The sequence below is a fragment of the Arthrobacter sp. UNCCL28 genome (assembly GCF_900102805.1).
In the GTDB taxonomy this organism is placed as follows: Bacteria; Actinomycetota; Actinomycetes; order Actinomycetales; family Micrococcaceae; genus Arthrobacter; species Arthrobacter nicotinovorans_A.
In genome coordinates this window covers 138,132-164,487 of the sequence record NZ_FMWE01000002.1, presented here as the reverse complement: position 1 = coordinate 164,487, position 26,356 = coordinate 138,132, and the positions used below count along the sequence as shown (strand labels likewise).

The 26,356-nt window shown below is 61.6% G+C and carries 24 protein-coding genes and 2 tRNA genes; 15 read left to right on the top strand and 11 right to left on the bottom strand.

Translation table 11 applies throughout. From position 1 onward, the window contains the following. Positions 1–316 precede the first annotated feature (316 nt). The 10 genes from dnaN to BLQ01_RS05380 all read left to right on the top strand — a co-directional run bounded on the left by dnaN (position 317) and on the right by BLQ01_RS05380 (position 10,478). Positions 317–1,441 carry a DNA polymerase III subunit beta gene (gene dnaN / locus BLQ01_RS05420; RefSeq protein WP_026541013.1) on the top strand — a complete coding sequence of 375 codons (1,125 nt, stop codon included), beginning with the start codon at positions 317–319 and terminating at the stop codon, positions 1,439–1,441. Between the two features lie 41 nt (positions 1,442–1,482). Continuing rightward, positions 1,483–2,367, top strand: a complete 885-nt coding sequence (gene gnd / locus BLQ01_RS05415) for a phosphogluconate dehydrogenase (NAD(+)-dependent, decarboxylating) (RefSeq protein ID WP_026541012.1) — start codon at positions 1,483–1,485, stop codon at positions 2,365–2,367. 23 nt (positions 2,368–2,390) lie between these two features. After that, positions 2,391–3,584 carry a DNA replication/repair protein RecF gene (recF, locus tag BLQ01_RS05410; RefSeq protein WP_091550516.1) on the top strand — a complete coding sequence of 398 codons (1,194 nt, stop codon included), beginning with the start codon at positions 2,391–2,393 and terminating at the stop codon, positions 3,582–3,584. After that, on the top strand, positions 3,571–4,125 hold the full coding sequence (locus BLQ01_RS05405) for a DciA family protein (protein WP_026541010.1): 555 nt from the start codon (positions 3,571–3,573) through the stop codon (positions 4,123–4,125). The genes recF and BLQ01_RS05405 overlap by 14 nt, the downstream gene beginning before the upstream one ends. A gap of 337 nt (positions 4,126–4,462) precedes the next feature. Next, positions 4,463–6,541, top strand: coding sequence for a DNA topoisomerase (ATP-hydrolyzing) subunit B (gene gyrB / locus BLQ01_RS05400; protein ID WP_026541009.1), 2,079 nt, complete (start codon positions 4,463–4,465; stop codon positions 6,539–6,541). Between the two features lie 63 nt (positions 6,542–6,604). Beyond that, positions 6,605–9,277 carry a DNA gyrase subunit A gene (gene gyrA, locus BLQ01_RS05395; RefSeq protein ID WP_139183440.1) on the top strand — a complete coding sequence of 891 codons (2,673 nt, stop codon included), beginning with the start codon at positions 6,605–6,607 and terminating at the stop codon, positions 9,275–9,277. Further along, positions 9,274–9,978, top strand: a complete 705-nt coding sequence (locus BLQ01_RS05390) for a DUF3566 domain-containing protein (RefSeq protein ID WP_026541007.1) — start codon at positions 9,274–9,276, stop codon at positions 9,976–9,978. Before gyrA ends, BLQ01_RS05390 begins: the two co-directional genes overlap by 4 nt. A 113-nt stretch (positions 9,979–10,091) precedes the next feature. Next, positions 10,092–10,165: transfer RNA gene (locus tag BLQ01_RS05385), tRNA-Ile, on the top strand. Between the two features lie 47 nt (positions 10,166–10,212). After that, on the top strand, positions 10,213–10,332 hold the full coding sequence (locus tag BLQ01_RS22520; RefSeq protein ID WP_209320078.1) for a DLW-39 family protein: 120 nt from the start codon (positions 10,213–10,215) through the stop codon (positions 10,330–10,332). Positions 10,333–10,402: 70 nt separating this feature from the next. After that, positions 10,403–10,478 (top strand) — tRNA-Ala (locus BLQ01_RS05380). Positions 10,479–10,857: 379 nt separating this feature from the next. Here the strand turns inward: BLQ01_RS05380 and BLQ01_RS05375 are convergent. Further along, positions 10,858–12,855, bottom strand: a complete 1,998-nt coding sequence (locus tag BLQ01_RS05375) for a glycoside hydrolase family 84 protein (protein ID WP_091550514.1) — start codon at positions 12,853–12,855, stop codon at positions 10,858–10,860. A gap of 118 nt (positions 12,856–12,973) precedes the next feature. Here BLQ01_RS05375 and BLQ01_RS05370 point away from each other — a divergent pair, with 118 nt between their 5' ends. Next, on the top strand, positions 12,974–13,882 hold the full coding sequence (locus tag BLQ01_RS05370) for a DMT family transporter (protein WP_091550512.1): 909 nt from the start codon (positions 12,974–12,976) through the stop codon (positions 13,880–13,882). Positions 13,883–13,921: 39 nt separating this feature from the next. Here BLQ01_RS05370 and BLQ01_RS05365 read toward each other — a convergent pair whose 3' ends face one another. Further along, positions 13,922–14,797 carry a glycosyltransferase family 2 protein gene (locus BLQ01_RS05365; RefSeq protein ID WP_026541005.1) on the bottom strand — a complete coding sequence of 292 codons (876 nt, stop codon included), beginning with the start codon at positions 14,795–14,797 and terminating at the stop codon, positions 13,922–13,924. 141 nt (positions 14,798–14,938) lie between these two features. Further along, a complete protein-coding gene (locus BLQ01_RS05360; protein WP_091550510.1) occupies positions 14,939–15,919 on the bottom strand; it encodes a hypothetical protein in 981 nt (326 codons plus the stop codon). Positions 15,920–16,072: 153 nt separating this feature from the next. Here BLQ01_RS05360 and BLQ01_RS05355 point away from each other — a divergent pair, with 153 nt between their 5' ends. Together BLQ01_RS05355 and BLQ01_RS05350 are read left to right on the top strand one after the other, a co-directional pair. Beyond that, positions 16,073–16,615 carry a peptidylprolyl isomerase gene (locus BLQ01_RS05355; protein ID WP_026541003.1) on the top strand — a complete coding sequence of 181 codons (543 nt, stop codon included), beginning with the start codon at positions 16,073–16,075 and terminating at the stop codon, positions 16,613–16,615. A gap of 21 nt (positions 16,616–16,636) precedes the next feature. Further along, positions 16,637–17,491, top strand: coding sequence for a rhomboid family intramembrane serine protease (locus BLQ01_RS05350; protein WP_091550508.1), 855 nt, complete (start codon positions 16,637–16,639; stop codon positions 17,489–17,491). A gap of 149 nt (positions 17,492–17,640) precedes the next feature. On the opposite strand, the gene BLQ01_RS05345 is transcribed toward BLQ01_RS05350, so the two are convergent. The 7 genes from BLQ01_RS05345 to BLQ01_RS05315 form a co-directional block, all read right to left on the bottom strand. After that, entirely contained in the window at positions 17,641–18,261 is a 621-nt protein-coding gene (locus BLQ01_RS05345; protein ID WP_091550506.1) for a GyrI-like domain-containing protein, read from the bottom strand. An 849-nt stretch (positions 18,262–19,110) separates the two neighbouring features. After that, complete coding sequence (locus tag BLQ01_RS05340; RefSeq protein ID WP_026547261.1) at positions 19,111–19,710, bottom strand: DNA-3-methyladenine glycosylase I; 600 nt, start codon at positions 19,708–19,710, stop codon at positions 19,111–19,113. Positions 19,711–19,802: 92 nt separating this feature from the next. Then, entirely contained in the window at positions 19,803–20,537 is a 735-nt protein-coding gene (locus BLQ01_RS05335; RefSeq protein WP_091550504.1) for an alpha-ketoglutarate-dependent dioxygenase AlkB family protein, read from the bottom strand. Continuing rightward, on the bottom strand, positions 20,534–21,163 hold the full coding sequence (locus tag BLQ01_RS05330) for a methylated-DNA--[protein]-cysteine S-methyltransferase (RefSeq protein ID WP_091550502.1): 630 nt from the start codon (positions 21,161–21,163) through the stop codon (positions 20,534–20,536). Before BLQ01_RS05330 ends, BLQ01_RS05335 begins: the two co-directional genes overlap by 4 nt. Beyond that, a complete protein-coding gene (locus tag BLQ01_RS05325; RefSeq protein WP_026540997.1) occupies positions 21,160–21,708 on the bottom strand; it encodes an RNA polymerase sigma factor in 549 nt (182 codons plus the stop codon). Before BLQ01_RS05325 ends, BLQ01_RS05330 begins: the two co-directional genes overlap by 4 nt. Further along, a complete protein-coding gene (locus tag BLQ01_RS05320; protein ID WP_091550500.1) occupies positions 21,708–22,217 on the bottom strand; it encodes a methylated-DNA--[protein]-cysteine S-methyltransferase in 510 nt (169 codons plus the stop codon). Before BLQ01_RS05320 ends, BLQ01_RS05325 begins: the two co-directional genes overlap by 1 nt. A gap of 45 nt (positions 22,218–22,262) precedes the next feature. Next, complete coding sequence (locus BLQ01_RS05315; protein ID WP_026540995.1) at positions 22,263–22,517, bottom strand: cell division protein CrgA; 255 nt, start codon at positions 22,515–22,517, stop codon at positions 22,263–22,265. 157 nt (positions 22,518–22,674) lie between these two features. On the opposite strand from BLQ01_RS05315, the gene BLQ01_RS05310 reads away from it, so the two are divergent. Both BLQ01_RS05310 and BLQ01_RS05305 read left to right on the top strand, forming a co-directional pair. Continuing rightward, positions 22,675–23,502, top strand: coding sequence for a class E sortase (locus tag BLQ01_RS05310; RefSeq protein ID WP_026540994.1), 828 nt, complete (start codon positions 22,675–22,677; stop codon positions 23,500–23,502). Between the two features lie 170 nt (positions 23,503–23,672). Then, on the top strand, positions 23,673–24,311 hold the full coding sequence (locus tag BLQ01_RS05305; protein WP_026547255.1) for an aminodeoxychorismate/anthranilate synthase component II: 639 nt from the start codon (positions 23,673–23,675) through the stop codon (positions 24,309–24,311). 117 nt (positions 24,312–24,428) lie between these two features. Here the strand turns inward: BLQ01_RS05305 and pknB are convergent, their stop codons facing one another. Further along, on the bottom strand, positions 24,429–26,351 hold the full coding sequence (gene pknB / locus BLQ01_RS05300; RefSeq protein ID WP_091550498.1) for a Stk1 family PASTA domain-containing Ser/Thr kinase: 1,923 nt from the start codon (positions 26,349–26,351) through the stop codon (positions 24,429–24,431). Positions 26,352–26,356: the final 5 nt, after the last annotated feature.

Below are 26,356 nucleotides of genomic sequence, written 5' to 3'. Positions count from 1 at the left end.
ACGAATCCCAAAAAATTGAAATCCCTCAAATAACAATCTCGTTCTGCCACCTCACCGCCCCGGCGGAAGCAGACCAACCAGAGGTCCCAAGGCCGGCTTCCGGCTGTCCACATACGAGGGGTCCGGCCAAGCGGGGATGGGTTAATCGCGGATGTTCCGGCTAAGCTGTCAGCAGCGCTCCCATCCTTGGGTCTGTTTGTAGTTCGCTCAGTGCGGACCATGCAGGTTCCGGTGCCGGATTGCGAAGTTTTAGCGGATTCCAAGCAGGAATCCGCAGGTACTACATGGCAGCAGCAATGAAAGGCGGCACCCCTCCGTGAAGTTCAGAGTCGACCGCGACGTCCTGGCAGAAGCCGTTACGTGGACCGCGCGGTCGTTGTCTCCGCGGCCGCCCGTACCGGTACTTTCCGGCCTCCTCCTCAAAGCTGAGGCAGGAACAGTCAGTCTCTCGAGCTTTGACTACGAGACCTCGGCACGCTTGGAAATTCCTGCTGACATCGCTGTCGAGGGAACCATCCTGGTGTCCGGGCGCTTGCTGGCTGATATTTGCCGCAGCCTTCCTTCAGCTCCCGTGGAAGTGGAGACCGATGGCAGCAAGGTGACATTGACCTGCCGCCGAAGCAGCTTCCACTTGGCCACCATGCCTGAGGGTGAATACCCCGCACTCCCGGCACTGCCCACCATCAGTGGAACGCTGCCCGGCGATGCGTTTGCCCAGGCTGTTTCCCAGGTAATCATTGCGGCCAGCAAGGATGACACCCTCCCGATCCTCACCGGTGTGCGCATGGAGATCGAGGATGACCTCATCACCCTCCTTGCCACCGACCGCTACCGCCTCGCCATGCGCGAAGTTCCCTGGAAGCCGGTCACACCAGGAATTTCCACAAGCGCCCTCGTCAAGTCCAAGACGCTGAACGAGGTTGCCAAGACCCTTGGTGGCAGCGGTGACATCAACCTGGCCTTGGCGGATGACGACAGCCGGCTCATTGGTTTTGAAAGCGGCGGACGCACCACCACCTCACTCCTGGTGGATGGTGATTACCCCAAGATCCGTTCACTGTTCCCGGATTCCACGCCCATCCACGCAACAGTCCAGACCCAGGAACTCGTTGAGGCCGTTCGCCGCGTGTCCCTCGTCGCAGAGCGGAACACTCCCGTGCGTTTGGCCTTCACCCAAGGCTTGCTGAACCTCGACGCCGGCACCGGCGAGGACGCCCAGGCGTCCGAAGAACTCGAGGCCCAACTTTCCGGCGAAGACATCACTGTTGCCTTCAATCCTCACTACCTTGTTGAAGGCTTGAGCGTTATCGAGACCAAGTACGTGCGCTTCTCCTTCACCACGGCTCCCAAGCCGGCCATGATTACGGCCCAGGCTGAGGCTGACGGAGAAGACCAGGACGATTACCGCTACCTCGTCATGCCGGTCCGCCTCCCCAACTAACCGAAACGTACCCGCCACCTTCGCAGAAAAGAGCTCACACTGTGCACATCGGTCTGATCGGCCTCGGAAAAATGGGTTTCAACATGCGGCAGCGCATGCGGAACGGTGGAGTCGAAGTTACTGGTTTCGACCGCAATCCGGACGTCACCGATGTTGCTTCCGTGGATGAACTCATCGCCGCGCTTCCCAGCCCCCGGCTGGTGTGGGTCATGGTTCCCTCAGGTGCGATCACCGATGCCGTGGTCAGCGAACTTGGCGAGAAGCTCAGCCCCGGCGACCTGGTCATCGACGGCGGCAACTCACGTTTCACCGAGGACCAGAAGCACGCAGCTGCCCTTGCCGAAAAAGGCATCCGCTTTGCCGATTGCGGTGTCTCCGGTGGCGTTTGGGGCCTCGAGAATGGTTACGGCCTGATGGCAGGCGGCGCAGATGAAGACATCGAACTGGCAATGCCGGTTTTTGATGCCCTCCGTCCTGAAGGCGAACGTGCCGACAGCTTCGTCCACGTTGGCGGCGTGGGTGCCGGCCATTACGCGAAGATGGTCCACAACGGCATCGAATACGGCCTGATGCAGGCCTACGCCGAAGGCTATGAACTGCTGGCGGCCAAGGACATCGTGAAGGATCTTCCGGGTACTTTCCGGGCTTGGCAAAAAGGAACTGTGGTCCGCTCCTGGCTGCTGGACCTCATGGTCAAGGCACTTGACGAAGACCCGGGCCTGGCTTCGATTGACGACTACGTTGAAGATTCCGGCGAGGGCCGGTGGACTGTTGAGGAAGCAATCGCCAACGCAGTCCCGGCGCCGGCCATCACTGCGGCGCTTTTCGCCCGGTTCGCTTCCCGCGAGGACAACTCTCCTGCCATGAAGATGGTCTCTGCCCTGCGCCACCAGTTCGGCGGACACGCCACCCGTCCGGCCAACTAGGCCGCAGGAGTCCTGCAAACGGCGTGTACCTCGAACATCTTTCGCTGACGGACTTCCGCAGTTACGCACAAGTCGACCTCAAACTCGGCCCTGGTGTGACTGTCCTGGTTGGTTCCAACGGAATTGGCAAAACCAACCTGATGGAAGCAATCGGATACCTGGCGACCCTGAGCTCCCACCGGGTCAGCACGGACGCACCGCTGCTGCGCTTCGGTGCTGAGCGCGCAATGATCCGGGCCAGGCTCGTTCGTGGAGAACAATCCACGATGCTCGAGCTGGAAATCAATGCCGGGCGAGCAAATCGGGGCCGTATCAACCGCGGAAATCCGGTGCGTGCCAGGGACATTCTGGGGATCTGCCACACGGTGTTGTTCGCGCCGGAGGATTTGGCTCTGGTCAAGGGCGATCCCTCGAACCGCCGCCGTTTCCTGGATGAGCTGCTGGTCAGCCTGGTTCCACGGCATGCTGCTACGCGAAGCGACTACGATCGCGTCCTGAAACAACGCAATGCCCTCCTGAAATCTGCCCGTGCGGGTAAGTTCACGGCCGGCCATGAGGCAACCTTGGACGTCTGGGACCAGCACATGGCCCGGGCCGGGGCCGAACTGCTCCATGCCAGGCTGGAACTGGTGGAACGTTTACGTCCGCACCTGAACAGCGCCTACGCGCAGCTCACTGATGGTTCCAAAGAGGCCGGTGCGGTTTACCGCTCGACCATCCAGGGCGTACTGGACGACGACGGCGGTCCCGCCGATCCTGGTACGGAACCTTCTGCGTCGGTTGATGACCTCCGGCTGCTGTCCATTGACGAACTCACCGAACGCTACATCCAGGCATTCGCAGCATCGCGGAAAAAGGAACTGGAACGCGGCATCTCCCTGGTGGGTCCGCACCGCGATGAACTGGAACTGGTGTTGGGCCAAGCTCCGGCCAAGGGCTACGCGTCCCATGGCGAGACGTGGTCCATGTGCTTGTCCCTGCGCCTGGCTTCCTATTATGTGATGCTCGATGACGCGCGCACCGGGGGTACCGCTCCGATCCTGATCCTGGACGATGTGTTTGCCGAACTTGATGTACAGCGCCGGCGTAAACTGGCTGCAATAGTCGCCGGTGCCGAGCAAGTACTGGTGACTGCCGCCGTCGACGCCGATATCCCTGAGGAGCTGGCCGGACGGCGCGTAACCGTTGTTCCGGGAGGCATCGATGGCGAAGGATAGCCGCGACGGACTTCAACCCGGCCGCGATCCGGACGAAATCGACGCCGCCCAGGCGGCGCTGAACCGGATGCGGGAGGCCGCGGCCGCCCGCGGTGAAGTCCGGCAGCGCGCGCCCAGGCCCGGATCGGCCCCTAAGCGGAAGGGCATCCGGGACACCAGGGGTTTTGCGCAATTTCATGGAAGCGGCCGTGATCCGTTGGGCCTTGGCAATGTGGTGGGACGCCTGGTGGCCGAGCGGGGGTGGACGTCGCCTGTGGCCGTGGGATCCGTCATGGCCGAATGGGAAACCTTGGTTGGACCGGACATTTCCGCCCACTGCACGCCGGAGAGCTTCACGGACACAACGCTCCATGTTCGCTGCGATTCCACGGCCTGGGCTACGCAGCTTCGTCTGCTGAGCAGCAGTCTTTTGGAGATGTTCCGCAACGAACTGGGCGAAGGCGTAGTGACCAGCATTCAAGTGCTGGGTCCTTCGGCTCCGAGTTGGCGAAAGGGCGGGCGCAGCGTGAACGGTCGCGGACCGCGGGACACTTACGGCTGAACGGCGTGCAGGGCGATTCAACGCCCCGGAGTCGTATAGGCCCCCATCGGGACCACCGCAGGGCCATTGCAGATAGGGCCAGCGGCCTCCCACGGCCATATTCAGCTCTGGGCTGCCCCCGTATTTGCAAGGATTTGTGCGTTTCCACGATAGAATTGGTGTAGATCACTGAGCGCCGGTGAAACGTCGTTGGGGTTCCTGGATCCACTCTTGTGGCAGGGTACCCCCTACGTCCGACTAGTCGGCGCAATCAGTCACGTGCCCGTTGACGGCTGCGGTTCGCCGTGGACACCACCGGGAACGGCCGACATCGAGTACAGAGGAGTCGAAAGCGCCTGTGGCTAACGACAATGCAGAGACCTTGGCAGTAGAGCCCGAAGAGGAGACTGTTCCCAAGCCTGACACGCCTGAGGTGGCGCCCAGGGAGTACGGTGCCAGCGACATCACCGTGCTGGAGGGCCTCGAAGCGGTGCGCAAACGCCCCGGCATGTATATCGGATCCACCGGCCCTCGCGGCTTGCACCACCTGGTCTATGAAGTGGTGGACAACTCTGTTGATGAGGCGCTTGCCGGCTACTGCAGCCACATTGAGGTCACGCTCCGTGCCGATGGTGGCGTGCGAGTTGTTGACGATGGGCGCGGCATCCCCGTGGACATCCACCCCACCGAAGGCAAGCCGACGGTTGAAGTGGTCATGACCATCCTCCACGCAGGCGGCAAGTTCGGTGGCGGCGGTTACGCAGTCTCCGGCGGCCTCCACGGTGTGGGTATCTCCGTGGTGAACGCTTTGTCCCGCCGTGTGGACACGGAAGTCCGCCGGCAGGGCCACGTATGGCGGATGACCTTCGCCGACGGCGGCAAGCCCCAGGGCGAGCTGGTCAAGGGAGAAGAAACAGACGTCACCGGAACGTCCCAGACGTTCTACCCGGACGGCACCATTTTCGAGTCCACCGAGTTCGATTTCGAAACCCTCCGTGCCCGCTTCCAGCAGATGGCCTTCCTCAACAAGGGCCTGCGGATCACGCTGACCGATGAGCGTCCCGCTTCCCGCGATGGCGATGGCGACCTCGACCTGGATGCCGTGGCCACTGAAGGTGAAGTAGCCGCCGAACACAGGACCGTGGTGTATCAGTACCCGGATGGCCTGTTGGACTACGTCAAGCACCTGAACTCGAACAAGAAGGTGGAGATCGTCCACGAGGACGTCATCGCTTTCGAAACCGAAGACACCGAGCGGCACATCGCCGTCGAGGTTGCCATGCAGTGGACCACTGCGTACTCGGAAAGCGTCCACACCTACGCGAACACCATCAACACGCATGAGGGTGGAACGCACGAAGAAGGCTTCCGCGCCGCGATGACCTCCCTGATCAACCGCTATGCGCGCGAGAAGAGCATCATCAAGGAAAAGGAAGACAACCTTACCGGTGATGACATTCGTGAAGGCCTGACGGCTGTTATTTCCGTCAAGCTTTCCGAGCCGCAGTTCGAAGGCCAGACGAAGACCAAGCTGGGTAACTCCGAGGTCAAGGGATTTGTCCAGCGCGTCGTCACGGATCAGCTGGGTGACTGGCTGGAACGTAACCCCGGCCCTGCCCGCGATGTCATCCGCAAAGCAATTTCGGCTGCCCAGGCACGCATGGCTGCCCGCAAGGCACGCGATAACGCCCGCCGTAAGAGCCCGTTGGAATCCTTCGGCATGCCCGGCAAGCTCTCCGACTGCTCGTCCAAGGATCCTTCGCGATGCGAGGTCTACCTCGTGGAGGGTGACTCCGCCGGTGGCTCGGCCAAGCGTGGCCGCAACCCCGAAACCCAGGCCATCCTGCCCCTGCGCGGCAAGATCCTGAACGTGGAACGTGCCCGCTTGGACAAGGCTCTGGGGAACGCGGAAGTCCAGTCCATGATCACGGCATTCGGCACGGGTATTGGCGAGGACTTCGATATAGCCAAGCTCCGGTATCACAAGATCGTGCTGATGGCCGATGCTGACGTTGATGGCCAGCACATCACCACCCTCTTGATGACACTGTTGTTCCGCTACATGCGCCCACTGATCGAGAACGGCTACGTCTACCTGGCCCAGCCGCCGCTCTACAGGATCAAATGGTCCAACGCTGCCCACGATTACGTCTACAGCGACCGCGAACGTGATGAAACCATCCGCAAGGGTGCCGCGATGAACAAGCGACTCCCCAAGGACAACGGCATCCAGCGCTACAAGGGTCTGGGCGAGATGGACTACACCGAGCTATGGGACACCACCATGGATCCGGATCGCCGGACGCTGCTGCAGGTCACCATGGATGATGCCTTGGCTGCAGACCAGACCTTCTCCGTCCTGATGGGCGAAGACGTTGAGTCGCGCCGAAACTTCATCCAGCAGAACGCCAAGGACGTCAGGTTCCTCGATATCTAGGGCTCCGCAAAGGGCTTTGAATATTCCAGAACTGACATATACCTGAAACGGAAACCTTAGATTATGAGTGACGAAACTCCCGAAGTCCCGGCGGAATCGAACGACGCCGAGGATGTAGTTCTTGAGGGTGATGTGCTGACCGACCGCGTCGAGCAGGTGGACCTGCAGACCGAAATGCAGCGGTCCTACCTGGACTACGCCATGGCCGTCATCGTGGGCCGCGCCCTTCCGGATGTCCGGGACGGCCTGAAGCCGGTGCACCGCCGCGTTCTCTACGCGATGTTCGACGGCGGATACCGTCCGGACCGCTCGTTCAACAAGTGTGCCCGCGTGGTGGGCGATGTCATGGGTACGTACCACCCGCACGGTGACATGGCGATCTACGACGCTTTGGTGCGCCTGATCCAGGACTGGACCATGCGGTACCCGCTGGCTCTTGGCCAGGGCAACTTCGGTTCGCCCGGCAACGACGGCGCTGCTGCTCCGCGTTACACCGAAACCAAAATGGCGCAGCTGGCCATGGAGATGGTCCGGGACATCGACGAGGAAACCGTCGACTTCCAGGACAACTACGACGGCAAGAACCAGGAACCCACCATCCTGCCGGCGCGTTTCCCCAACTTGCTGGTCAACGGCTCCTCCGGCATCGCCGTCGGCATGGCCACCAACATTCCGCCGCACAACCTTCGCGAGGTCGCCGAGGGTGTCCAGTGGGCACTTGAGAACCCCACGGCCACGCGCGAAGAGCTCCTTGAAGCGCTGCTGTTGCGCATCAAGGGCCCGGATTTCCCCACCGGCGCCACCATCCTGGGCCATAAGGGCATCGAGGACGCTTACCGCACCGGCCGTGGATCCATCACCATGCGTGCCGTGGTCAACGTCGAGGAACTCCAAGGCCGTACCTGCCTGGTGGTGACAGAGCTTCCGTACCAGGCAAACCCGGACAACCTGGCCATCAAGATTGCCGAACTGGTCAAGGACGGCAAGATTTCAGGCATCGCGGACCTTCGTGATGAAACCTCGGGCCGTACCGGCCAGCGACTGGTGATTGTGCTCAAGCGCGATGCCGTTGGCAAGGTGGTCCTGAACAACCTTTACAAGCACACGCAGTTGCAGGACAACTTCTCGGCGAACATGCTGGCAATTGTCGACGGCGTTCCGCGCACCTTGAGCCTTGATGCCTTCATCCGGCACTGGGTTGCGCACCAGATGGACGTCATTGCCCGCCGTACCCGGTACCGCCTGCGCAAGGCCGAGGAAGAAGCGCACATCCTGCGCGCGCTCCTCAAGGCCCTGGACATGCTGGATGAAGTCATTGCGCTCATCCGTGCCTCCAACACCACAGAGGCTGCGCGTGAAGGCCTCATGGAGCTTCTGGAGATTGACGAGCTCCAGGCCCGGGCCATTCTGGACATGCAGCTGCGTCGTTTGGCCGCCCTGGAACGCCAGAAGATCCAGGACCGCCACTCCGAGCTCGAAGCGATGATCCAGGAATACAACGCGATCCTGGCTTCCGAAGAGCGGCAGCGCCAGATCATCAGTGAGGAACTTGCAGAGATTGTCGCCAAGCACGGCGATGACCGACGCACCCACATCCTGATGGGTTTCGACGGCGACATGTCCATGGAAGACCTGATCCCCGAAGAGGAAATGGTTGTCACCATTACGCGTGGCGGCTACGTCAAGCGCACGCGCAGCGACAACTACCGTTCCCAGCAGCGCGGCGGCAAGGGCATCAAGGGTGCCCAGTTGCGTGGCGACGACGTCGTGGAGCACTTCTTTGTCACGACCACCCACCACTGGTTGTTGTTCTTCACCAATCTGGGGCGCGTCTACCGTGCCAAGGCATACGAGCTCGCTGAGGCGGGACGCGATGCCAAGGGCCAGCACGTTGCCAATCTGCTGGCCTTCCAGCCGGACGAGCACATCGCCCAGGTCCTGGACCTGCGGGACTACCAGCAGGCTCCATACCTGGTGCTTGCCACCAAGAATGGCCTGGTCAAGAAAACAAGGCTTGAGGACTACGACACCAACCGCACAGCCGGCGTTATCGCCATCAACCTGCGCGATGAGGACGAATTGGTCTCCGCCCAGTTGGTCAGCGAGACCGACGACCTCCTGCTGGTCTCGCGCAAGGGCCAGTCCATCCGCTTCACAGCCACCGATGACGCACTGCGCCCCATGGGCCGCGCTACGTCCGGTGTGACCGGCATGAAGTTCCGTGAAGACGACGAACTGCTTGCCGCGGATGTCGTCCAGGACGGTTCCTTCGTCTTCATCGTGACTGAGGGCGGTTACGCCAAACGGACCGCTGTGGACGAATACCGTTTGCAGGGACGTGGCGGGTTGGGGATCAAGGTTGCCAAGCTTGCTGAAGACCGCGGTGACCTCGTGGGCGCGTTGATCGTGCAGGAAGAAGACGAAGTCCTGGTGGTCATGGAGGGCGGCAAGGTGGTCCGTTCGGCGGTAACCGGCGTGCCGGCCAAGGGCCGTGACACCATGGGCGTCATCTTCGCCAAGCCGGACAAGAATGACCGCATTATTGAGGTTGCGCGCAACAGCGAACGCGGCCTGGAAGTCGAAGAGTCAGAAGACGGACTCGACGATGACGTAACGTTGGCTGCAAACGACGGCGCCTCTGAGGCGACCGTGACGGCCGAAACGGAAAACGACGCAGACCCGGAAACTGAAACGGGCGCGGAGCTGAACGAAGACAACACCGGAGGTAACGAGTGAGTAATTCCGACTCATATCCCAAGCCGAGCACAGGTGTCCCCGGCGGACTCCGGCAGCCCTCAGGCAGCGCCCAGGCAGGAACGCCTGCGCGGCCCCAGCAGCGTCCCGGATCCGGGGCTTCCGGATCCGATGCCGCAGGCGCACGACCCGCAACCGGGACCGGCTCCGGGCAGCGTCCAACCGGTGCTCCTGGCCAGCGGCCGGCCCAGTCGGGTCAGCGTCCCGCCCAGGGTGCTCCCGGACAGCGCCCGGCGCAGCCCGGACAACGTCCCGCCCAGTCGGGTCAGCGCCCCGCACAGGGTGCTCCCGGCCTGGTGAAGCCTGCCCCCAAGGCAAAGGTTCGCCGCGCACGCCTGCTGGTCAGCAAGGTGGATCCTTGGTCCGTGCTGAAGATGGCATTCCTCCTGTCCGTTGCACTGGGCATCGTCACCGTAGTGGCAGCCATCGTTCTGTGGACAGTGCTGGATCTCACAGGCATCTTCAACCAGGTGGACAGCCTTCTTGGCACCCTGGCCGGATCCGAAGGCAGTGGATTCGAACTGAAGAAGATCGCTTCGCTGGGCCAGGTAGCGTCCTTTGCCACGATTATTGCCGTGGTGAACGTGGTCCTGCTGACGGCACTGTCCATGCTTTCCGCCGTTCTCTATAACATTTCCGCAACGTTGGTTGGTGGCGTCGGCGTCACCCTGACCGACGACTAAGAAAAATCCGCGGAATTCCGCCTTTTTAGGCGGAATTCCCTCTCGGAAATGCCTCGATTTGAGATCGGGCCGGGATGTGCTGTACAGTCATATCTCGGCCCGATGAGGCATCGGGGCGTATAGCTCAGGCGGTTAGAGCGCTTCGCTGATAACGAAGAGGTCCCAGGTTCAAGTCCTGGTACGCCCACGGAACCGAAAGAGGTTCAGGTAAAACTGAACCGGAATGAGGTACTTGTGAAGAAGTTGCTGGTAGTTGTAGCAGCGGCAGTCGCAGGTGTCCTGGTCTATAAAAAGGCGCAGGAATCCGAGGCCCGGAAAGATGTCTGGAGCAAGTCAACCGACACGGTCGACTAGCCGAAGGGCCCGGTCCGAACTGGTAATTACCAGCCTGGACATGGGGTATGATTGACGGGTTGCTTCTTATGGGGGCATGGCGCAATTGGTAGCGCACCTGCTTTGCAAGCAGGGGGTTCGGGGTTCGAGTCCCCGTGCCTCCACCATAAGAAAAGTCCCGGTCAGAAATGACCGGGACTTTTGCTTTTAACCAGAAGACCGGGTGCTCTTAACCAGAAGACCGGGTGCTCTTAACCAGAAGATCGGGCCCGTTGATTATTCGGCAGGGCAGAGAACCCCGGGGAGTGGTCCGCGACCGGGTAGGGGCTAGAGTCCGCAGGACCCAGCTGTCCCGCAGTCCGCAGGACCCAGCTGTCCCGCAGTTCGCAGGACCCAGCTGTCCTGCAGTCCCGCAACCTGCAGTCCCGCAACCTGCAGTCCCGCAACCCGCTGTCCCGCTGTCCCGCAACCAGCTGTCCCGCAGTCCGCAGGATCCTAGCTGTCCCGCAACAGGCGCTCAGCAACCAGCGCCCAGCAATCAACCGTTCAGGCTGCCGCAACCCGCTGCAGGGCGCGCTCAAGGAAAGCCGCGAGCTCGGCGTTGCCCAGGACGGGGGTCACAACGCCGAGTTCCAAGGTGGGCTGTGTCTTGGCTCCGGCTGTCTTCAGGGCACCCTCCACGGCGGACCGGGCCGCAGTAGCGGCTTGCGTATCCCCACGCTTGGCTGCCTCCAGCATGGTGATCGCCTCTTCCACACCCCGCCCGTACTCCGACGCCGCTGCAATCCATGCAGTGCCATCCTGCGCGAAACCGGGCTCGGCCATGCGTGGCAGGAGCGTGGGAAGCTTTTGAAGCAGCCCAGCACGGTCCCTCAGTGCCGCCGATGGTGACTTGCCGGCGTCGTACTCCGACCAGAACTGGTCGATATCCCGGCGAAGCTCCGGTGCTGAAGGTGTGAGTTCGTCGTCCTGCCAGTCCTGGTTCAGGTCCACGAAAGCCCGTACGGCTGCCCGCACTTCGGGGTCTGGGCCTGCGAGCAAGGACAGCGCGGCATCCATGGATGGCCCGGGCTTGTACGCAGGCCCATTCCAGGAGAGATCTGCGTAGTTGAAGATTGCCGGCAGGGAGAGGTAGGGCTGGATCATCGGGTTGGTGACGATTCCCTTGATGGTTCGGTGAAGGTCGGCGTCCCGGCCAATCACGGGCGCCAGGAAGAGATGGTCCTGGGAGAAGTCATTAACCGGATAGTTGTCCCAGATGACCAGGCTCCGCGGTTTGCCGGGTGACCCGTAGGTATCGCCCGCAGTTTCCGCCGATTTCGTGCTGATCCGGTGGGAGACCACGTCTTCTCCCGTCCACTGCACCACAATTTCGGGGTTCAGTGCGCGGCCAAGTTCCTTCTTGTACGGAGTGCTTCCGGATCCGTTGTAGAAGGTGGGGACCGTTTCGAGCGGCAGGACACCTGCTTTGCCGGAGATGAACTTGGCATTGACGTCATTGACGAACGATGCCTGCGCTTTCGCCAGGTTCACTTGTCCGGCGCCGAATTCCCGGAGGTCCTCCGCGCATTGGACCTTGGTGGCGATGTCGTCCAAGGGAATCACGAACGAGCGCACCCCCAGCGAATACAGGGATTCAAGCTTTGCCACGGCATCTTCAAGGTCCGCTTCACGCGAATAGCAAACGTCAATCCCCGGCGAGAGAGCGTAGCTGAACCGGACATGGTTGGCGGCCGCGGCGTCTATCAATTCCCGCAGCTCGCTGAGCTCCCTGTCCGAGTACAGCTCACGCCATTTGTCCCGGAGCAGGGGATCGTCTTTGGGCGAATAGATGTAGGTGTTCATTTTCTGGCTGCCCGCAAATTCAATGACATCCAAACGGGCTTCGTGGGACCAAGGCGTTCCGTAGAAGCCCTCGATCACACCACGTGTTTCCATCAGCGGCCAGTCACTTACTTGGACCGGGGCCACAGCGCCGTCCTTAAGCACCTGCCGGAGGGTCTGGACGGCGTGGAAAACGCCGTCGTCGTCGCGTCCGGCGAGAACCGCCGTCGGAATCCCGTCGGACTGTCCGGTCGCGATCGAATAGCCTTCAGCGCGTCCAAGGGCATCACGGACTGAGGAGTCGCCGTCCACTTGCAAGGCTTTGAGGACCGGGCCCACCGCGGACTCAGTGCCCAGATGGATGGCCGATGACCCTTCCTGTGGGGACGGAAGGGTTGTCACAACCTCCGCGGTTCCTCCTGAGGCAGCAACGAGGTCCCGGACGGCGGCAGTCGAGGCCTGGTCCGTTCCGGCCGGTGCCACAACGTACACGTGCCCGGTGATGGGGACCGGGGCCCCATTCCCCAACCGGGCATGCTGAGGTACCGGGAAGATGCTTGGAACACCTGTACTGACTTCGGCTCCGCCTGGACCATCGGGACGCTCACGTGAAACAGCGAACCAGCCGGCGGCAACCAGGGCAGCTGCGAGCAACCCTGCCACCAGCAGCAGAAGAGACCGCCGGCGCTTGGTGCCGGAGCCGGCGGGTGCGGTGTTCAATCAGATAACCCCTTGGGTACGCCGTTACCGGCTCACTGGAATGTTGAGTCAAGACAATCACACTGTTGGAGCATCAGATAGGGTCTGGAACGCACCCGCGCCCCACTAGTGTTGATCCGTGACCCTTCTCATTGCCGCCCTGGGTGTCCTGGGTGTCGCCTCTTCCGGACCGCTCATCGCGGGCACCCTGGGAGCTACTTCAGTGACGGCCTTGGCGATCGCTTTCTGGCGGAACGCGATTGGTGCCGTCGTCATGGCAGCTCCGGTGGCTATCCGCGAGCCGAAAGCGTTCAGCAGGATCACCCGGCGGGAATTTGGCTGGTCCACTGTTGCTGCCGTCGCACTGGCCTTCCACTTCGCCTGCTTCATTACCGCCCTCCAGTTGACGTCGGTGGCTGCCGCTACGGCCTTGGTGTGCTTGCAATCGGCATGGATCGCGGTGTTCCAGTTGTTCCGGGGAACGCGGCACCGATGGCCGGTATTGGTTGGCCTGGGCATCGCTTTCGGCGGAGTCGTGGCCATCACGGGATTCGACATGGGCTCATCCCCTGAAGCACTGCTGGGTGACCTCTTGGCCCTGGCAGGCGGAGCACTGGCCGGCCTCTACACGCTGGCGGGAGGAAAGGCCCGCCAATCCATGGGAACCGGTACCTACACCACGCTCTGCTACGGCATGTGCGCGGCGATCGTGGCAGTGATGGCTTTGTTCAGCGCCCAGCCACTGACAGGGTTCGACGCCGGAGGCTGGCTTGGCATTATCGCCATCACCGTTTGCGCGCAGTTGGTAGGACACACGGCCTTCAACCACTTGCTGGCCACAATGAGTCCGCTGCTGGTGTCCATGATCATCCTGCTGGAGATTCCGGGCGCTGCGATCCTTGCAGCCATCTTCCTTGCTGAGACCTTGCCTGCCGGGACCTATGCAGGACTGGCGCTGATCCTGGTTGGCCTGGCTGTAGTTGTCGCCGGGCAGCGGCGGGGCCGGGCTGAAGCAGACCAACGCGAAGCCGGGTTGGGCACTGACTGAGGATCCGCCGTCGGGCGCGCGCGCTTTGTCGCTGTACCGCTAAAGGCCACCGCGGCGGGCGCCCTGCGCGGCGTTGGAAGTGTGGATGGCGCGGAGTATCTTGGCCGGGAAATATACCGAAAAGAACACCACCATGGGTGCTTTGAGTGCCATCTTCTTGACGTTGTGGGCCTTGTAGGTCCTGTCGAAGCGCTGCACGTAGTAGCGGTAATCGCGGGGTGAATCCTCCAACCGGCGGGCGGACATTCCGGAAACCATCTGTGGCACATACTGCACCTTGAGGTCGTGCTCGAAGAGGTGCAAGGAGAGATCGATATCCTCGTGCATCTCATCCTTGGGGTCCAGGCACGCTTCGTCGCGGATGGTCTCCCAAGCTGAACGTCGAAGAGCCATGTTGGAACCGAAGAGGAAATGGTACTGGTGCTTGGCCAGGCGCAGCATGAGTTGGCGCATCTTGTCGTCCGCCTTGAGGCCGAAGCGGCGCATGGGCATGTCGTAATAGACAACAGGACCCGTTGCGGCAGCGACCGACTGGTCCATGAACGCTTTTTGGACCTGTTCAACCCAATCCGGCTCCAGGACGGAATCCGCGTCGATACGTCCCACCACCTCGCTTGTGGCGTTGTTCAGCCCATGGTTGCGGGTGGGAATCAGCCCCTGAAAGGCTTCCTGGCGCAGGAGGATAATGGGGCTCTCGGGATATTCCTGCTGCATCTGGCGCACGATACGTGCGGTCCGGTCCGTGGAGAGGTTGTCCACCACGATGATCTCGTCAGCAGGAACGGACTGGTAAATGGCCGCGATGAGACACTGGCGAATGACGCTTTCTTCGTTATACGCCGGGATGACGATGGACACGCCCGGGGGCACCGGACCATCCTGTTGGGCACCCGCAGAGGGTCTATCGGCTGACATCACTCCAAATCTAACACCCGGGGCCGCGCCACCCGCGGAGGCTTTGGTTACAAGCCGGCAAACACTGAAGGGATCCCGGCCATGACCGGGATCCCTTCAGTTTGTTGACGTATTGGCCTGCTCAAGGCCTCATGTCAGTGCTTAGTTCTGTGCACCTTTGGCATCGGAGTCCGAGCCTTCAGAGTCCTTGTGCAAGCTGGCCGCAATGTTCTTCACGGCAGTCTTGGCGTCGGTTGCCACCTTCGCAGAGGAGTCCTCAACGTTCTTGAAGGCATCCTTGGTGGCCTGCTCTGCCTCAGCCGCGGCTTCCTCAGGGGTGATGTCGGCGGTGCCGGACCCAGTGGACGCGGCGGCCGTTGCTGATGCCGGGGCATCATCCGCTGCCGAAGCAGCTGCCGGGGCAGCAGGAATCGGAGCGGGCGTCGGCGTGACCGGGGAAGGCGTCTTCCACGGGTCTTCCACAGGCTTGGAAGCCTTCCAGGCCGCAACACCGGCGGCAGCGGCCGCAGCAATGACGGTCACGATCAGCCAACCGCGCTTCTTCGGCTTGGGCTGCTCCTTCACCAAAGCGGTGGAAACTGCCTTGCCGGCCCGATCCGTAACAGCCTTGATGTGCTTGCCTGTAGCCTGGGCCTGCTCCTGGACACTGTGTACAACGCCGGAATCGACCAGTTTCTGCGCCACGGCATCAACTTGTGCCGGTGCATTCTCCAAAGCGTGGTGAACGGCTACCGAAGCCTGGCCCAATTGCTCGGACAGCTTGGGCAGGTACTCGTCCACTACTTTGTCCCGGGCGATGCCGAGGGCCGGAGTGGCTTTGTTGAGCGTCTCCTGGATCCTGGGCGTTGCGTCCTCCACTACGTCATGGATCTTCGGCGCAAGGTGCGCCAATCCATCCTGAATCCGCGGCGTAACAACAGCAACGCCGTCGGCGAGGTTGTGCGCCGCGGACTTCAGCCCCTCTTGGATCTTGGGGGAAGCGGTATCAATGCCGTGCTGGATACGCGGAACAGCCCAGTTGACAGCGGCTTCCACACGGGGTGCCGCCCAGTCGCGGGCGTTGTCTACACCGGCCACAACGGATTGTTCGAGGTCGCGGGCAATACGGTCTGATTTCTTCACAACTACCTCCCGATACACATGCTCGTTTGTTGCTAGCCTACGTCGCTTGGCGAACACCGGCTATTCATCTGCCGGATTCGTCCCGGATTTCACCGAGCGCAGAACCGGCTTTACAACTGCACCGGCGTTGACCCTGCATGGAAGAATGGGGCCATGACCATCGCAACCGCAAAAGCAACGATCCACACGACCCTCGGCGACATCAAGGTTGACCTCTTCGGCAACCACGCGCCCAAGACGGTCGCCAACTTCATTGGCTTGGCCACGGGCGAAAAGTCCTGGAACCACCCCGAGACCGGCGAAGACAAGACCGGAACGCCGCTGTACGACGGCACCATCTTCCACCGCATCATCAAGGACTTCATGATCCAGGGCGGCGATCCCCTGGGTCGCGGCGTTGGCGGACCGGGCTACCAGTTCGACGACGAGATCCACCCCGAGCTGACCTTCAACGCCCCCTACAAGCTGGCCATGGCCAACGCCGGCATCCAGATGGGCAAGGGCACCAACGGGTCACAGTTCTTCATCACCACCGTGAACACCGACTGGCTGTTCGGCAAGCACAGCATCTTCGGTGAGGTCACCGATGAGGAATCCCGCAAGGTTGTGGATTCCATTGAAGCCGTCCGTACCGGCATGGGCGACCGCCCCGTCGAGGACGTCGTCATCAACAGCATCGACATCGAACAGCTCTAGTCACACCCTGAACCTGAGCTCATGAGTTACGGAATCCCGTCGGCAGAGCCGTCCGCTGATATTCCGGTGTGCCCCAGGCACCCGGACAGGCCCTCCTATGTGCGGTGCCAGCGCTGCGGGCGCCCTGCATGCCCCGAGTGCCAGCGGGCGGCCGCCGTCGGGTTCCAATGCGTTGATTGCATCAACGAACAAAAACGTTCGACGCCGGTCTACCGGTCCCCGTACGGCGGCGCCCTGGCCGTGGGCAAGCCTTTGGTGACGTACACGATCATCGGCCTGTGCCTGTTGGTCTTTGTCCTTCAGTGGCTTGTGCCCGGCGAGGCAGTGTTCCAAAACTTCGCCTTTGCCAACGTTTTTGCCGATACTGAGCCTTGGCGCATGCTCACCGCCGCATTCCTGCATTCCCAGGGATTCCTGCTCCACATTGTCCTGAACATGTACACGCTGTGGATCTTCGGACAGGCCCTTGAGCCCTTGCTCGGGCGGATCCGATTCCTTGCCGTGTACCTGCTGTCCGCGATCGGCGGATCAGTGGGCTTCCTTTTGTTGACTCCCGACCGGCCCGTGGTGGGCGTCGTGGGTGCTTCGGGGGCCATCTTTGGCCTCTTCGGCGCCATGCTGGTGGTCCAACGACACCGGGGCGGCGAAACCAAACAACTCTGGGTCCTGATTGCCATCAATGGTGCCATCGGCTTCTTTGTTCCCAGCATTGCCTGGCAGGCGCACCTGGGCGGTCTGATCACAGGCGGCCTCGCTGCCGCAGTGATTGCCTATGCCCCTCAGGGCAAGAACCGGGGCCTCCTCCAAGCCGGTGGCCTCGTTTTGGTGGCTGGCCTGTTGGCTGTGGCCACGTGGTTCCGCGTCACCTCCGGCTGACTAGCCGCTCGCTTTGGCTAACTGCGCCGGCTGATGGGTCAGGGTCGGCTTGTCTTGACCGCGCCAACTGACTTGACCGCGCTGGCTGCTTAGCAGCACCCGGCGACGGGGTCGGGCCCGACGGGAAGTCGTTTCCGGCTGCTGCCCTCTTAGCTTTCAGCCGGCCTGACCGGCTGCCGCAGTATCGTCTTGAGCTTTTCGGGAGCCGTACGGCGGGGATCACTGAGGTAGATCTCGTGGTGCTTGCCTGTCATGGCCAATGACTGCCCGGGAATGAAGCTTCCATGCATCTCCTGAAGGACCGGAGCTTCGTCGTCGTAGGGCCCTATATGAAGTGTTTGCACACTCATGCCTTCCTCAAGGTGCTCCAAGCGGAGAGCGTCCCACGCGACGGCCTCCCCCTTCCCGGCAACGGCCTCGCGTGCAGCTGCAAAATGATCCGGTCCGAGCCAGTCAGGGACCATGATCATCAACGTCCAGTCCCACTGGGACTTGTCCCTGGCCGAGGTGAAGGACTCCATGTCATCGGCCCACCACAGGGCTTCCAACGGCATCACAGCATAATCCCGCCCCAGCTGCTCTTTGCTGAAGAACTTGAGCTTGTAGGCCACCGGATAGAGCGTGAGCAGAGCGTCCTTGTATGCCTGGGAGCTGTTGGGATCACCATGGCCGTCAATCATCAGGAATTGCAGTTTGGGGACTGTAACCACGGCGAATATCCCGTGCTTGGCGCTGTAGGTGGTGACCAGTTTCTTGAAGTCGCTCTTCATGGGACCACGGTACGCCGCCGGGTGGCCCGCATGTGGCGGCCCGGCCCCCAACCCGGTGCAAGGGGGGGCCGTAGTTGTTGGTTATCCACAGCTGTTATCCACACTGTGCGTAACTTACAAGCGTGTAGTTAGGTCCAAAACCCTCTTCAAGAGCCGCCAGATCCGTAGATATCCCCCGAATGGCATGAATTTCTCCACACCTGTGGATAACTTTGTCCCCGTCGGGTGCAGAAATGTGGACAAATGGGGCTCGATACCAACAACTGTGGACAACCCTGTTAATCACTCCCCGGAGCGCTTTCTATCAACAGGCTTATCAACACTGTTAATAACTTACACACGTGTAGTTCACATGGCTGGAAGGCCCCTACGGTCCGTCATGGCGCGGATCTGCGTCGTGAAACCCACAAGTTTTCCCCATCTGTGGATAACTTGTGGGTAGGCGGTTGTTATTAAGTGGGTAACCCAGGGAGAGCCCCCTGGAACCGGCCGCCGACCTCGGGGCCTTCGCTGGGGAATTAATGGATCCCCAACCAAGCTATGTGACTCCGTGATGTCCTTTGGCGGCTCCGCAAGCAACACCTGCAATCCCACAGTGTTGAACTTTGGGTGAAGCTTGGAGCACTATCCACAGCGCCGTACACACTGGGTATAACTGCGTCCACCCCTCAAGGAGGGCAAATTTGGCGCCGATCCGGCGATCTCGGCGGCATTTGTGTGGATGTCCACAGAGTTTATCCACGCCTGTGGATAAAGTTGCGCACTTCTGTGGACAAGAGCAAGGGACAATCGCCGGGGATAAGAGCCAGGGATACCTTCACCGATTCACGCTTTCGGCGAGTCGCGAGCTTAGACCCACACTCCTGAGGATCCACGGCGATGACTGTCCAAGAGGTGGGTGTCGATGATGCCGATTGCTTCCATGAGCGCGTACATGGTGGTGGGCCCAACAAACGCGAAGCCCTTCTTCCGGAGTGCCTTGGACAACGCGATCGACTCCGGTGAAGTGGTGGGGATGTCTGCAAAGGTATGCGGTGCCGGGGTGGTCTCAGGTTGGAAAGACCATACAAAGTCCACCAGCCCGCCCTCTTCGCGCAGTGCAATGGTTGCTTTGGCATTGGTGATGGCGGCACGGATCTTGAGACGGTTCCGAACAATGCCGGCGTCCATCATGAGACGTTCAACGTCCTCTTCAGTGAAGGCTGCAACGCTCTCTGGGTGGAAGTCCACGAAGGCCGCCCGGAATGCTTCCCGTTTCCGGAGAATCGTGGCCCAGGAAAGCCCCGCTTGGAACGCCTCGAGACTGATGCGCTCGTACATGCCCTGCTCATCCCGGACAGGCATTCCCCACTCGTGATCGTAGTAAGCCTGCATAAGAGGGTCTGAAGCAGCCCACAGGGGCCGTGCAAGCCCGTCTTCACCAATGACGGTGCCGTTGTCCGGACTCATGCATGCTCCTCCGCGGCCGAGGTTGCTGGAACCCCGGCCAGTTGTTGTGCCTATTGGAGATATTCTGCCGTGTGGCTCTGACATTCAGGGTTCTAGGACAACCCCGTGACCCTCATGGTGATATTGATTCTGCCGTGCGTGAGGCCACAATCCTTCGGAGCAGTTCCGGGGAAGACTTTGGGAATGCCATGAAAGGCAAACCTGGAAGGCCCACCGAAGACGAACAGGTCTCCCGAGCGGAGGCGAACATCCTTGTACGGCTTGGTGCGGGTCTCCGTATTGCCGAAGCGGAAAAGGCAGTCTTCGCCGATGCTGAGGGACACGACAGGCGCCCCGGAGTGTTCGTCCTTGTCCTGATGCATACCCATGGCAGCACCGTCGTCGTAGAAATTCACCAGCGCGGCGTCCGGTGTGTAGCCCTCGGCGACGGCACCCAGGCATTCCAAACCCTCCAGGCCTTCCTCACCGTCGATTCCGGACTTATAGGCGTCTGCAACGGCTTTCCGCCCCAAACGAACCATCCAATCAGGGAAATCCAGCACGGGGCGGCCGTTGACGTCGGTGGCTTCCCGCGTGTACTTATACGGTTGCCAGTGCCACCCAAGGCAGACGGTTCGTACTGACATCTTGCGGCCGCCCGGAAGTGTTGCGGCCCGCAACGGCACGGGGCCCTGCGTCCATTCACCGAAGCGACCCACAATCCACCGCTGCTGTTCGGCCGTGAGCCAGCCGGGAACATAAACCGCGCCCGGGGCAATCAGCCGGGGTCCGGCGTCGTGCGCTTCTGCCTGGACCAACTCCAACGGGAACAGGGCGTCGTCGTTCACGCTGCTGCCTCCAGGGTCAGCAGGGCGCGTTTCGCCTCCGGCCCGCCGAGGTAGCCGCCAAAACTGCCATCCGATTTCACTACCCGGTGGCACGGAATGATGACGGGAAGCGGGTTGGTGGCACAGGCGGTTCCAACGGCCCGCACAGCGTTGGGGCTTCCCGCAGCCGACGCCACCTGCGCATAGCTTTCGGTGCGCCCGTAGGCAATCCGGGGCAGGTGCTGCAACACACTGAGCCGGAACCCACGGGACAGGCGGAAGTCAACCGTGAGATCGAACTCTTTCCGGCTGCCGTTGAAGTACTCCTCGAGTTGCCATGCAGCATCATCCAACCGCGCCGGCGCTTGAAGAATGCGGGGGCTGATGGTTTCGGACAGGCGCTGCAGGACCTCGGCATGGTTTTCCACATCAAAGGCCACCCTGACTATGCCCCGGTCAGTGGCAGCCAACAGCAGTTTTCCCACAGGTGAGTCCACTACCCTGTAGGCGACATCCAAGGTGTGGGTCAGTTGGGCGTCCCGGGCAAGGCGGGCGCGGAGGCTCTCAAGTGCGGGCTCCAGCCCGGCATCGAGGGGTTCCAGGAGGGACAGCACGTCCAGGCGGTCAGTGGTTGGGTCAAGGGTCATCGGATTTCTCCCTTTGGAAGTGAATGCACCAGCGCAGGCACATCAACCAACGCCGGTAGAGAAGCCAGTGCATTGCGAAGGGCTTTGACGCCGTCCGCTCCAGCACGCCGTGCAGCCTCAGGAGTACCCCCCAAAAGTGCGGCAATGTCCTTATAGGGAAGTCCGGCAAGGTAGTGATACGCCACTGCCTGCCGCTGTTTGGGTGGAAGGTGGTTCACCGCGTCCAACAATTCGGCATGGTCCGCTCCGGGAATGCCAAGGGGGGAAGGGTGTTCGGGCGGGGAATCCACCGGGACCGCACGCCGGTTGCCCGCGCGCAGATGGTCAATGCATTTTCGGTGGGCGATAGTGACCAGCCAAGCCTGCACGTTGGCCTCCTGTGGAAGGCCCGGATAAGCCTGAAGGGCAGCAAGGAAGGTATCAGACCAGGCGTCGTCGGCGTCGTGCACTCCCAGGACCGCGCGGCATACCCGCAGGACGGTGGCGCCCTGCTCCTCCACTACCGTCTCAAAAGGCTTCTTGCTGACCGCCTGCCTCTTACCCATTAGAAGAGCTTTCCTTCTTTCACTGCAGCAGGCTCTTCCAGTTCAAGAAGGTAGCGCTTGTTCCGAAGACCGCCCGCATACCCGGTCAATTGGCCCTTGCGTCCCACCACGCGGTGGCACGGAATGATGATGCTGATGGGATTGCGGCCAACAGCCGAACCTACGGCCTGTGCCAAGTGCGGATCCCCCAATTCAACGGCCAACCCGCCATAACTGACGGTCTCGCCGAAGGGGATATCTTGGAGGCGCGCCCAGACCTTCTCCTGGAAGGGATTTCCGTGGGCCTGGAGCGGGACATTGAAAACAGTGCGGTGGCCACCCAAATACTCGCCAAGTTCATGCCGGGTATGGGCGAAAACCGGATCTTCAAGCCCTGTGGGGACCCCGAAGTAATCGGGAGGAGGCATATGCCAGTGGCCCTCGTAGAAAATGCCCGTCAAGAATTCCCCGCTGGCAGTCAACGTCAACTGTCCCAACGGGGAATCCATGGTGGTGTGCCGGATGCTCATATCTTGTAGACGTCCACGGGCACGCAGATGTGAGGTGCAGGTTTCCTAGGAGCGCCAGCGCGTGGTCATCAGGAAGCCCACGATCGCGATGCCGAAGCCGGCAACGATGTTCCATGACGCCCAGTCGCGGACCGGGAACTGACCCTCGGTGATGTAGAAAGTGATGATCCAGATGAGACCGAGGATCATCAGTCCGAACATGACGGCCTTGTACCAAACCGGGTTTGGCTTGTACTGCTGCGCTGTGGAAGCCTGCTGGTCCTGACGGGCAGGCCGCTTGCGGGGCTTGGACTCGGGCACGGATCCTCCTTGGCTGTACGTTGATACCCGTTCCAGCCAGCCTTGATATCCTGCAGGAAGGAAAATTCCAGCGGTTAACGGCCACGCGGCGTTCCGGGTTGGTTCTAGCTGTCAAGTCTAGCCGCAACCGGGGGCCCGCCCGCCGCGCCCGCGCCCGATCCAAGGAGACGCTGTGGCGCATCAGCAGACGACGGCGGCCTCTGCCGTGCCGTCCGGGCGTCGGGGGCAGGAACAAGCTCCCCGCAAGCGCCTCCGTGCTTCAGACGTCGTTCGAATATTCAGCCGGATCCTGGGCGAACTGCTCATCACCGGCGGCGTTGTCCTGCTGTTGTTTGTGGGCTGGCAACTGTGGTGGACCAACGTCGAGGCGAACGCCAAGCAGACCCAAGCCATCCAGGAATTCTCCCACCAGCTCACCGGGCCGGTGGCTCCGGCGGAATCGGTTAACCCGGCTGATTTTGGGGATCCCGTAATAGGTACAGCCCCCGGCAATGGGCAAACGATCGGGATTATGTACATCCCCCGCTTCGGTGCCGATTACACCCGTCCCATCATCGAAGGAACCGGTGCTGATGTCCTGGACACGCTGGGCCTTGGCCATTACGGAAGCACCAGCATGCCCGGCTCCATTGGCAATTTCGCGGTGGCGGGCCACCGGCAAACGCATGGAGCCGTCCTGGACAGCATCCATACGCTGGTTCCCGGGGACAAGATCTACGTTCAAACCGTTGACGGGTACTACACCTACGTCTTCCGCAACAACCAAATCGTCCTCCCCAACCGGACCGATGTGTTGCTGCCCGTCCCCACCCAGCCGGGTGTCGCGCCGGAAGAAAGAATCCTGACCATGACCAGCTGCAACCCGCGCTTCGGGTCGCAGGAACGCATCATCGCCTACTCCGTGATGGAGGGGTGGCAGCCCGCATCAGCAGGACCGCCGTCGGAAATTGCCGCCCAAGTAGCCAAGGCACAAGGAAAGGGGTAGCGGATGTACGCATGGATTTTCCGCAACTTGCCGGGACCGGTCTGGGTACGGATCCTGACTTGTTTGGTACTGGTGGCAGCAGCCCTGGTACTGATGGTCCAGTTCCTTTTTCCCTGGTTCTCCCAATTCACCAGTTTGACTGACTCAACGATTGGTTTAGTGCAGCAGCCATGAGCACAAAAATTCTTGTAGTGGATAACTACGACAGCTTCGTCTACACCTTGGTGGGATACCTCCAGGAGCTCGGAGCCGAGACCACCGTGGTCCGCAACGACGACGTGACACTCGCCGAGGCCACCGAGCTCGCAGCAACCCGCGACGGCGTTCTCGTCTCGCCGGGTCCAGGCACCCCTGCGGAAGCCGGCGTCTGCATAGAGCTCATCAAGTGGTGTGGTGAGAACAGCAAGCCGATGTTCGGCGTTTGCTTGGGGCATCAGGCCCTGGCCGAAGCATACGGCGGCGTAGTGACCCATGCGCCTGAGCTCATGCATGGCAAGACATCTCCCGTGCAGCACGAAGGCAAGAGCGTTTTCGCCGGACTCCCCTCGCCTGTCACGGCAACGCGCTACCACTCCCTCGCCGCGGTTCGCGATTCCATCCCGGACGTCCTGGAGATCACCGCTGAAACCACCAACGGCGTAGTCATGGGTCTCCAGCACCGGACAGCACCCCTCTGCGGGGTCCAGTTCCACCCGGAATCGGTCCTCACGGAAGGCGGCTACCAGATGCTCGGCAACTGGTTGGAGTCATTGGGCATGACCGGAGCGGCCGAACGCGCCTCCAAGCTGAGCCCGCTGATCAAGCACTAGTAAGCAGAAGACCGCCCTGCCGCGGGCCGGTAACCGGAAGCGTGCGTCAAAGCGACGAAGGAGCAGCACGCGGAGGTTGGCGGTCGCGGTTGGCGGTCGCGGCGGGCGGCCCTCCCGTTACTTCTTGGTGGGCGTCGGTTTGGGGGTCGGCTTGTCCGTCTCGGTTTCCGTTGGAGTCGGAGTGGGTGTGGGGCTGGGCGCGGGGGCCTTGGCTACCGTGACGGTGACTGACTTACCCTGATCCACTTCGGTGTTGAACGTTTCGCTCTGGGCGGTCACTGTGCCTGCGGCCACCTCTGAGTTTTCCTGCTCCGCCACCACCATGGGCAAACCATTTGTCTTCAGTGCGGCTTCCGCCTCAGCGAGGGGCAGGCCTATCAGCTGGGGCATGAGTACCTTGCCCGAGGAGACCTGGAGCTCCACCTTGGAGCTGATGGCGATGGCTCCGCCAGGGGCCGGCCCGGTGTTGATCACCAGTCCCACGGGCACAGTGGCACTGTGCGTCCGGACAGTCACGATGTCGCCGGTGATGCCCAGCCTGCGCAGGGCGTCACGGGCGTCCGGCTCCGTACGGCCCACGATGTCGGCCGGAATGGTCACGGAGCTGGGTCCGCTGGAGATCTTCAGGACAACTTCGGTGTCCTGATCCAACATGGAACCGGCGGTAGGCGACGTGCCGATGGTCATGTCCTTGGCCACCGTATCGCTGGCCTCCCGCACGCTCTTGGGAACCAGTTTTGCTGAGTACAGTTCCTGAATTGCCTGGGATTCCGACATATTGGCCACCACGGGCACGGCGATTTTCGCCGGGGGCGGTGGCTGCGTGTTCATGAGGTTGTAAAGCCAGAAACCGCCGCCTGCCAGGACAATGACCGTGAAGATCACCAGGGTAGCGATCCAGGTTCGACGCCGTTTGTTCTGTCCCGCTGACCGCTCGCGTTCCGGTGGGAGGCCCAAGGGAAGCGGCTCATCCGGCTGCTGGTCAACAGGCTCGTCCCTGTACTCGGCGTCCTTGAATTCATCCGCTGACAGCAAACCGACAGCGGTGGAGCTCAGGAGCTGGGTAGCAGGGTCCTCTTGATCCACGAGGTCGTTCGGATCTGTAGGCGCCTCACTGGCCGGCAGAGCCGGAACTGGAATGCCGTTGCTTGCAGCGCGGAGTGCGCGCCGGAAGGACGAAGCGTCCTGGAAGCGGTCTGTCCGGCTCTTCTGAAGAGCCTTGGCCAGGACCGAATCGAGGGCTTCGGAGACATCGGGGTTGTGGGCGCTGGGCATGTCCGGGATTTCACGGACGTGCTGGTAGGCCACGGAGACGGGACTGTCTCCAACAAAGGGCGGCCTGCTGGTCAGCAGCTCGTAGAGGAGGCAACCAGCTGAGTAGAGGTCGCTGCGGGCGTCCACGGTTTCGCCGCGGGCCTGCTCCGGCGAAAGGTATTGTGCCGTGCCTACAACTGCCTGTGTCTGGGTCATGGTGGCAGCGGAATCCGCCATGGCACGCGCGATGCCAAAGTCCATGACTTTGACGTCTCCGGTATCTGCGCAGACCATGACGTTGGCCGGTTTGATGTCGCGGTGGACTATGCCTGCGCGATGGCTGTACTCCAGGGCCGCAAGGACACCGAGGGTGAAGCCGATGGAATTCTCAACCCCCAGCTCGTTCGCCTTGATCATGTCCCGCAGGGTGCGGCCGGCCACGTATTCCATGACGATGAACGGGACACGGACGTCCTCGCCGGGGCCTCCGGGCACGGAGTATTCGCCGGTATCGAAGATGGCCACGATTGACGGGTGGTTCAACGCCGCCACAGCCTGGGCTTCGCGTTTGAAGCGGGCTTGGAACTGGGGGTCACGGGCAAGATCTGCACGCAGGATCTTGACCGCGATGGTCCGCCCCAGCAAAGTATCCGTTCCGCGGTATACGTCCGCCATCCCGCCACGACCGATCAGGTCACCGAGTTCGTAGCGGTCATTGAGGATGCGCTGTGAAGACACAGGTGTGCTCTCCTCTCGATGCGCGGGACCTTGGCGGGGGGTAGACATGTCGG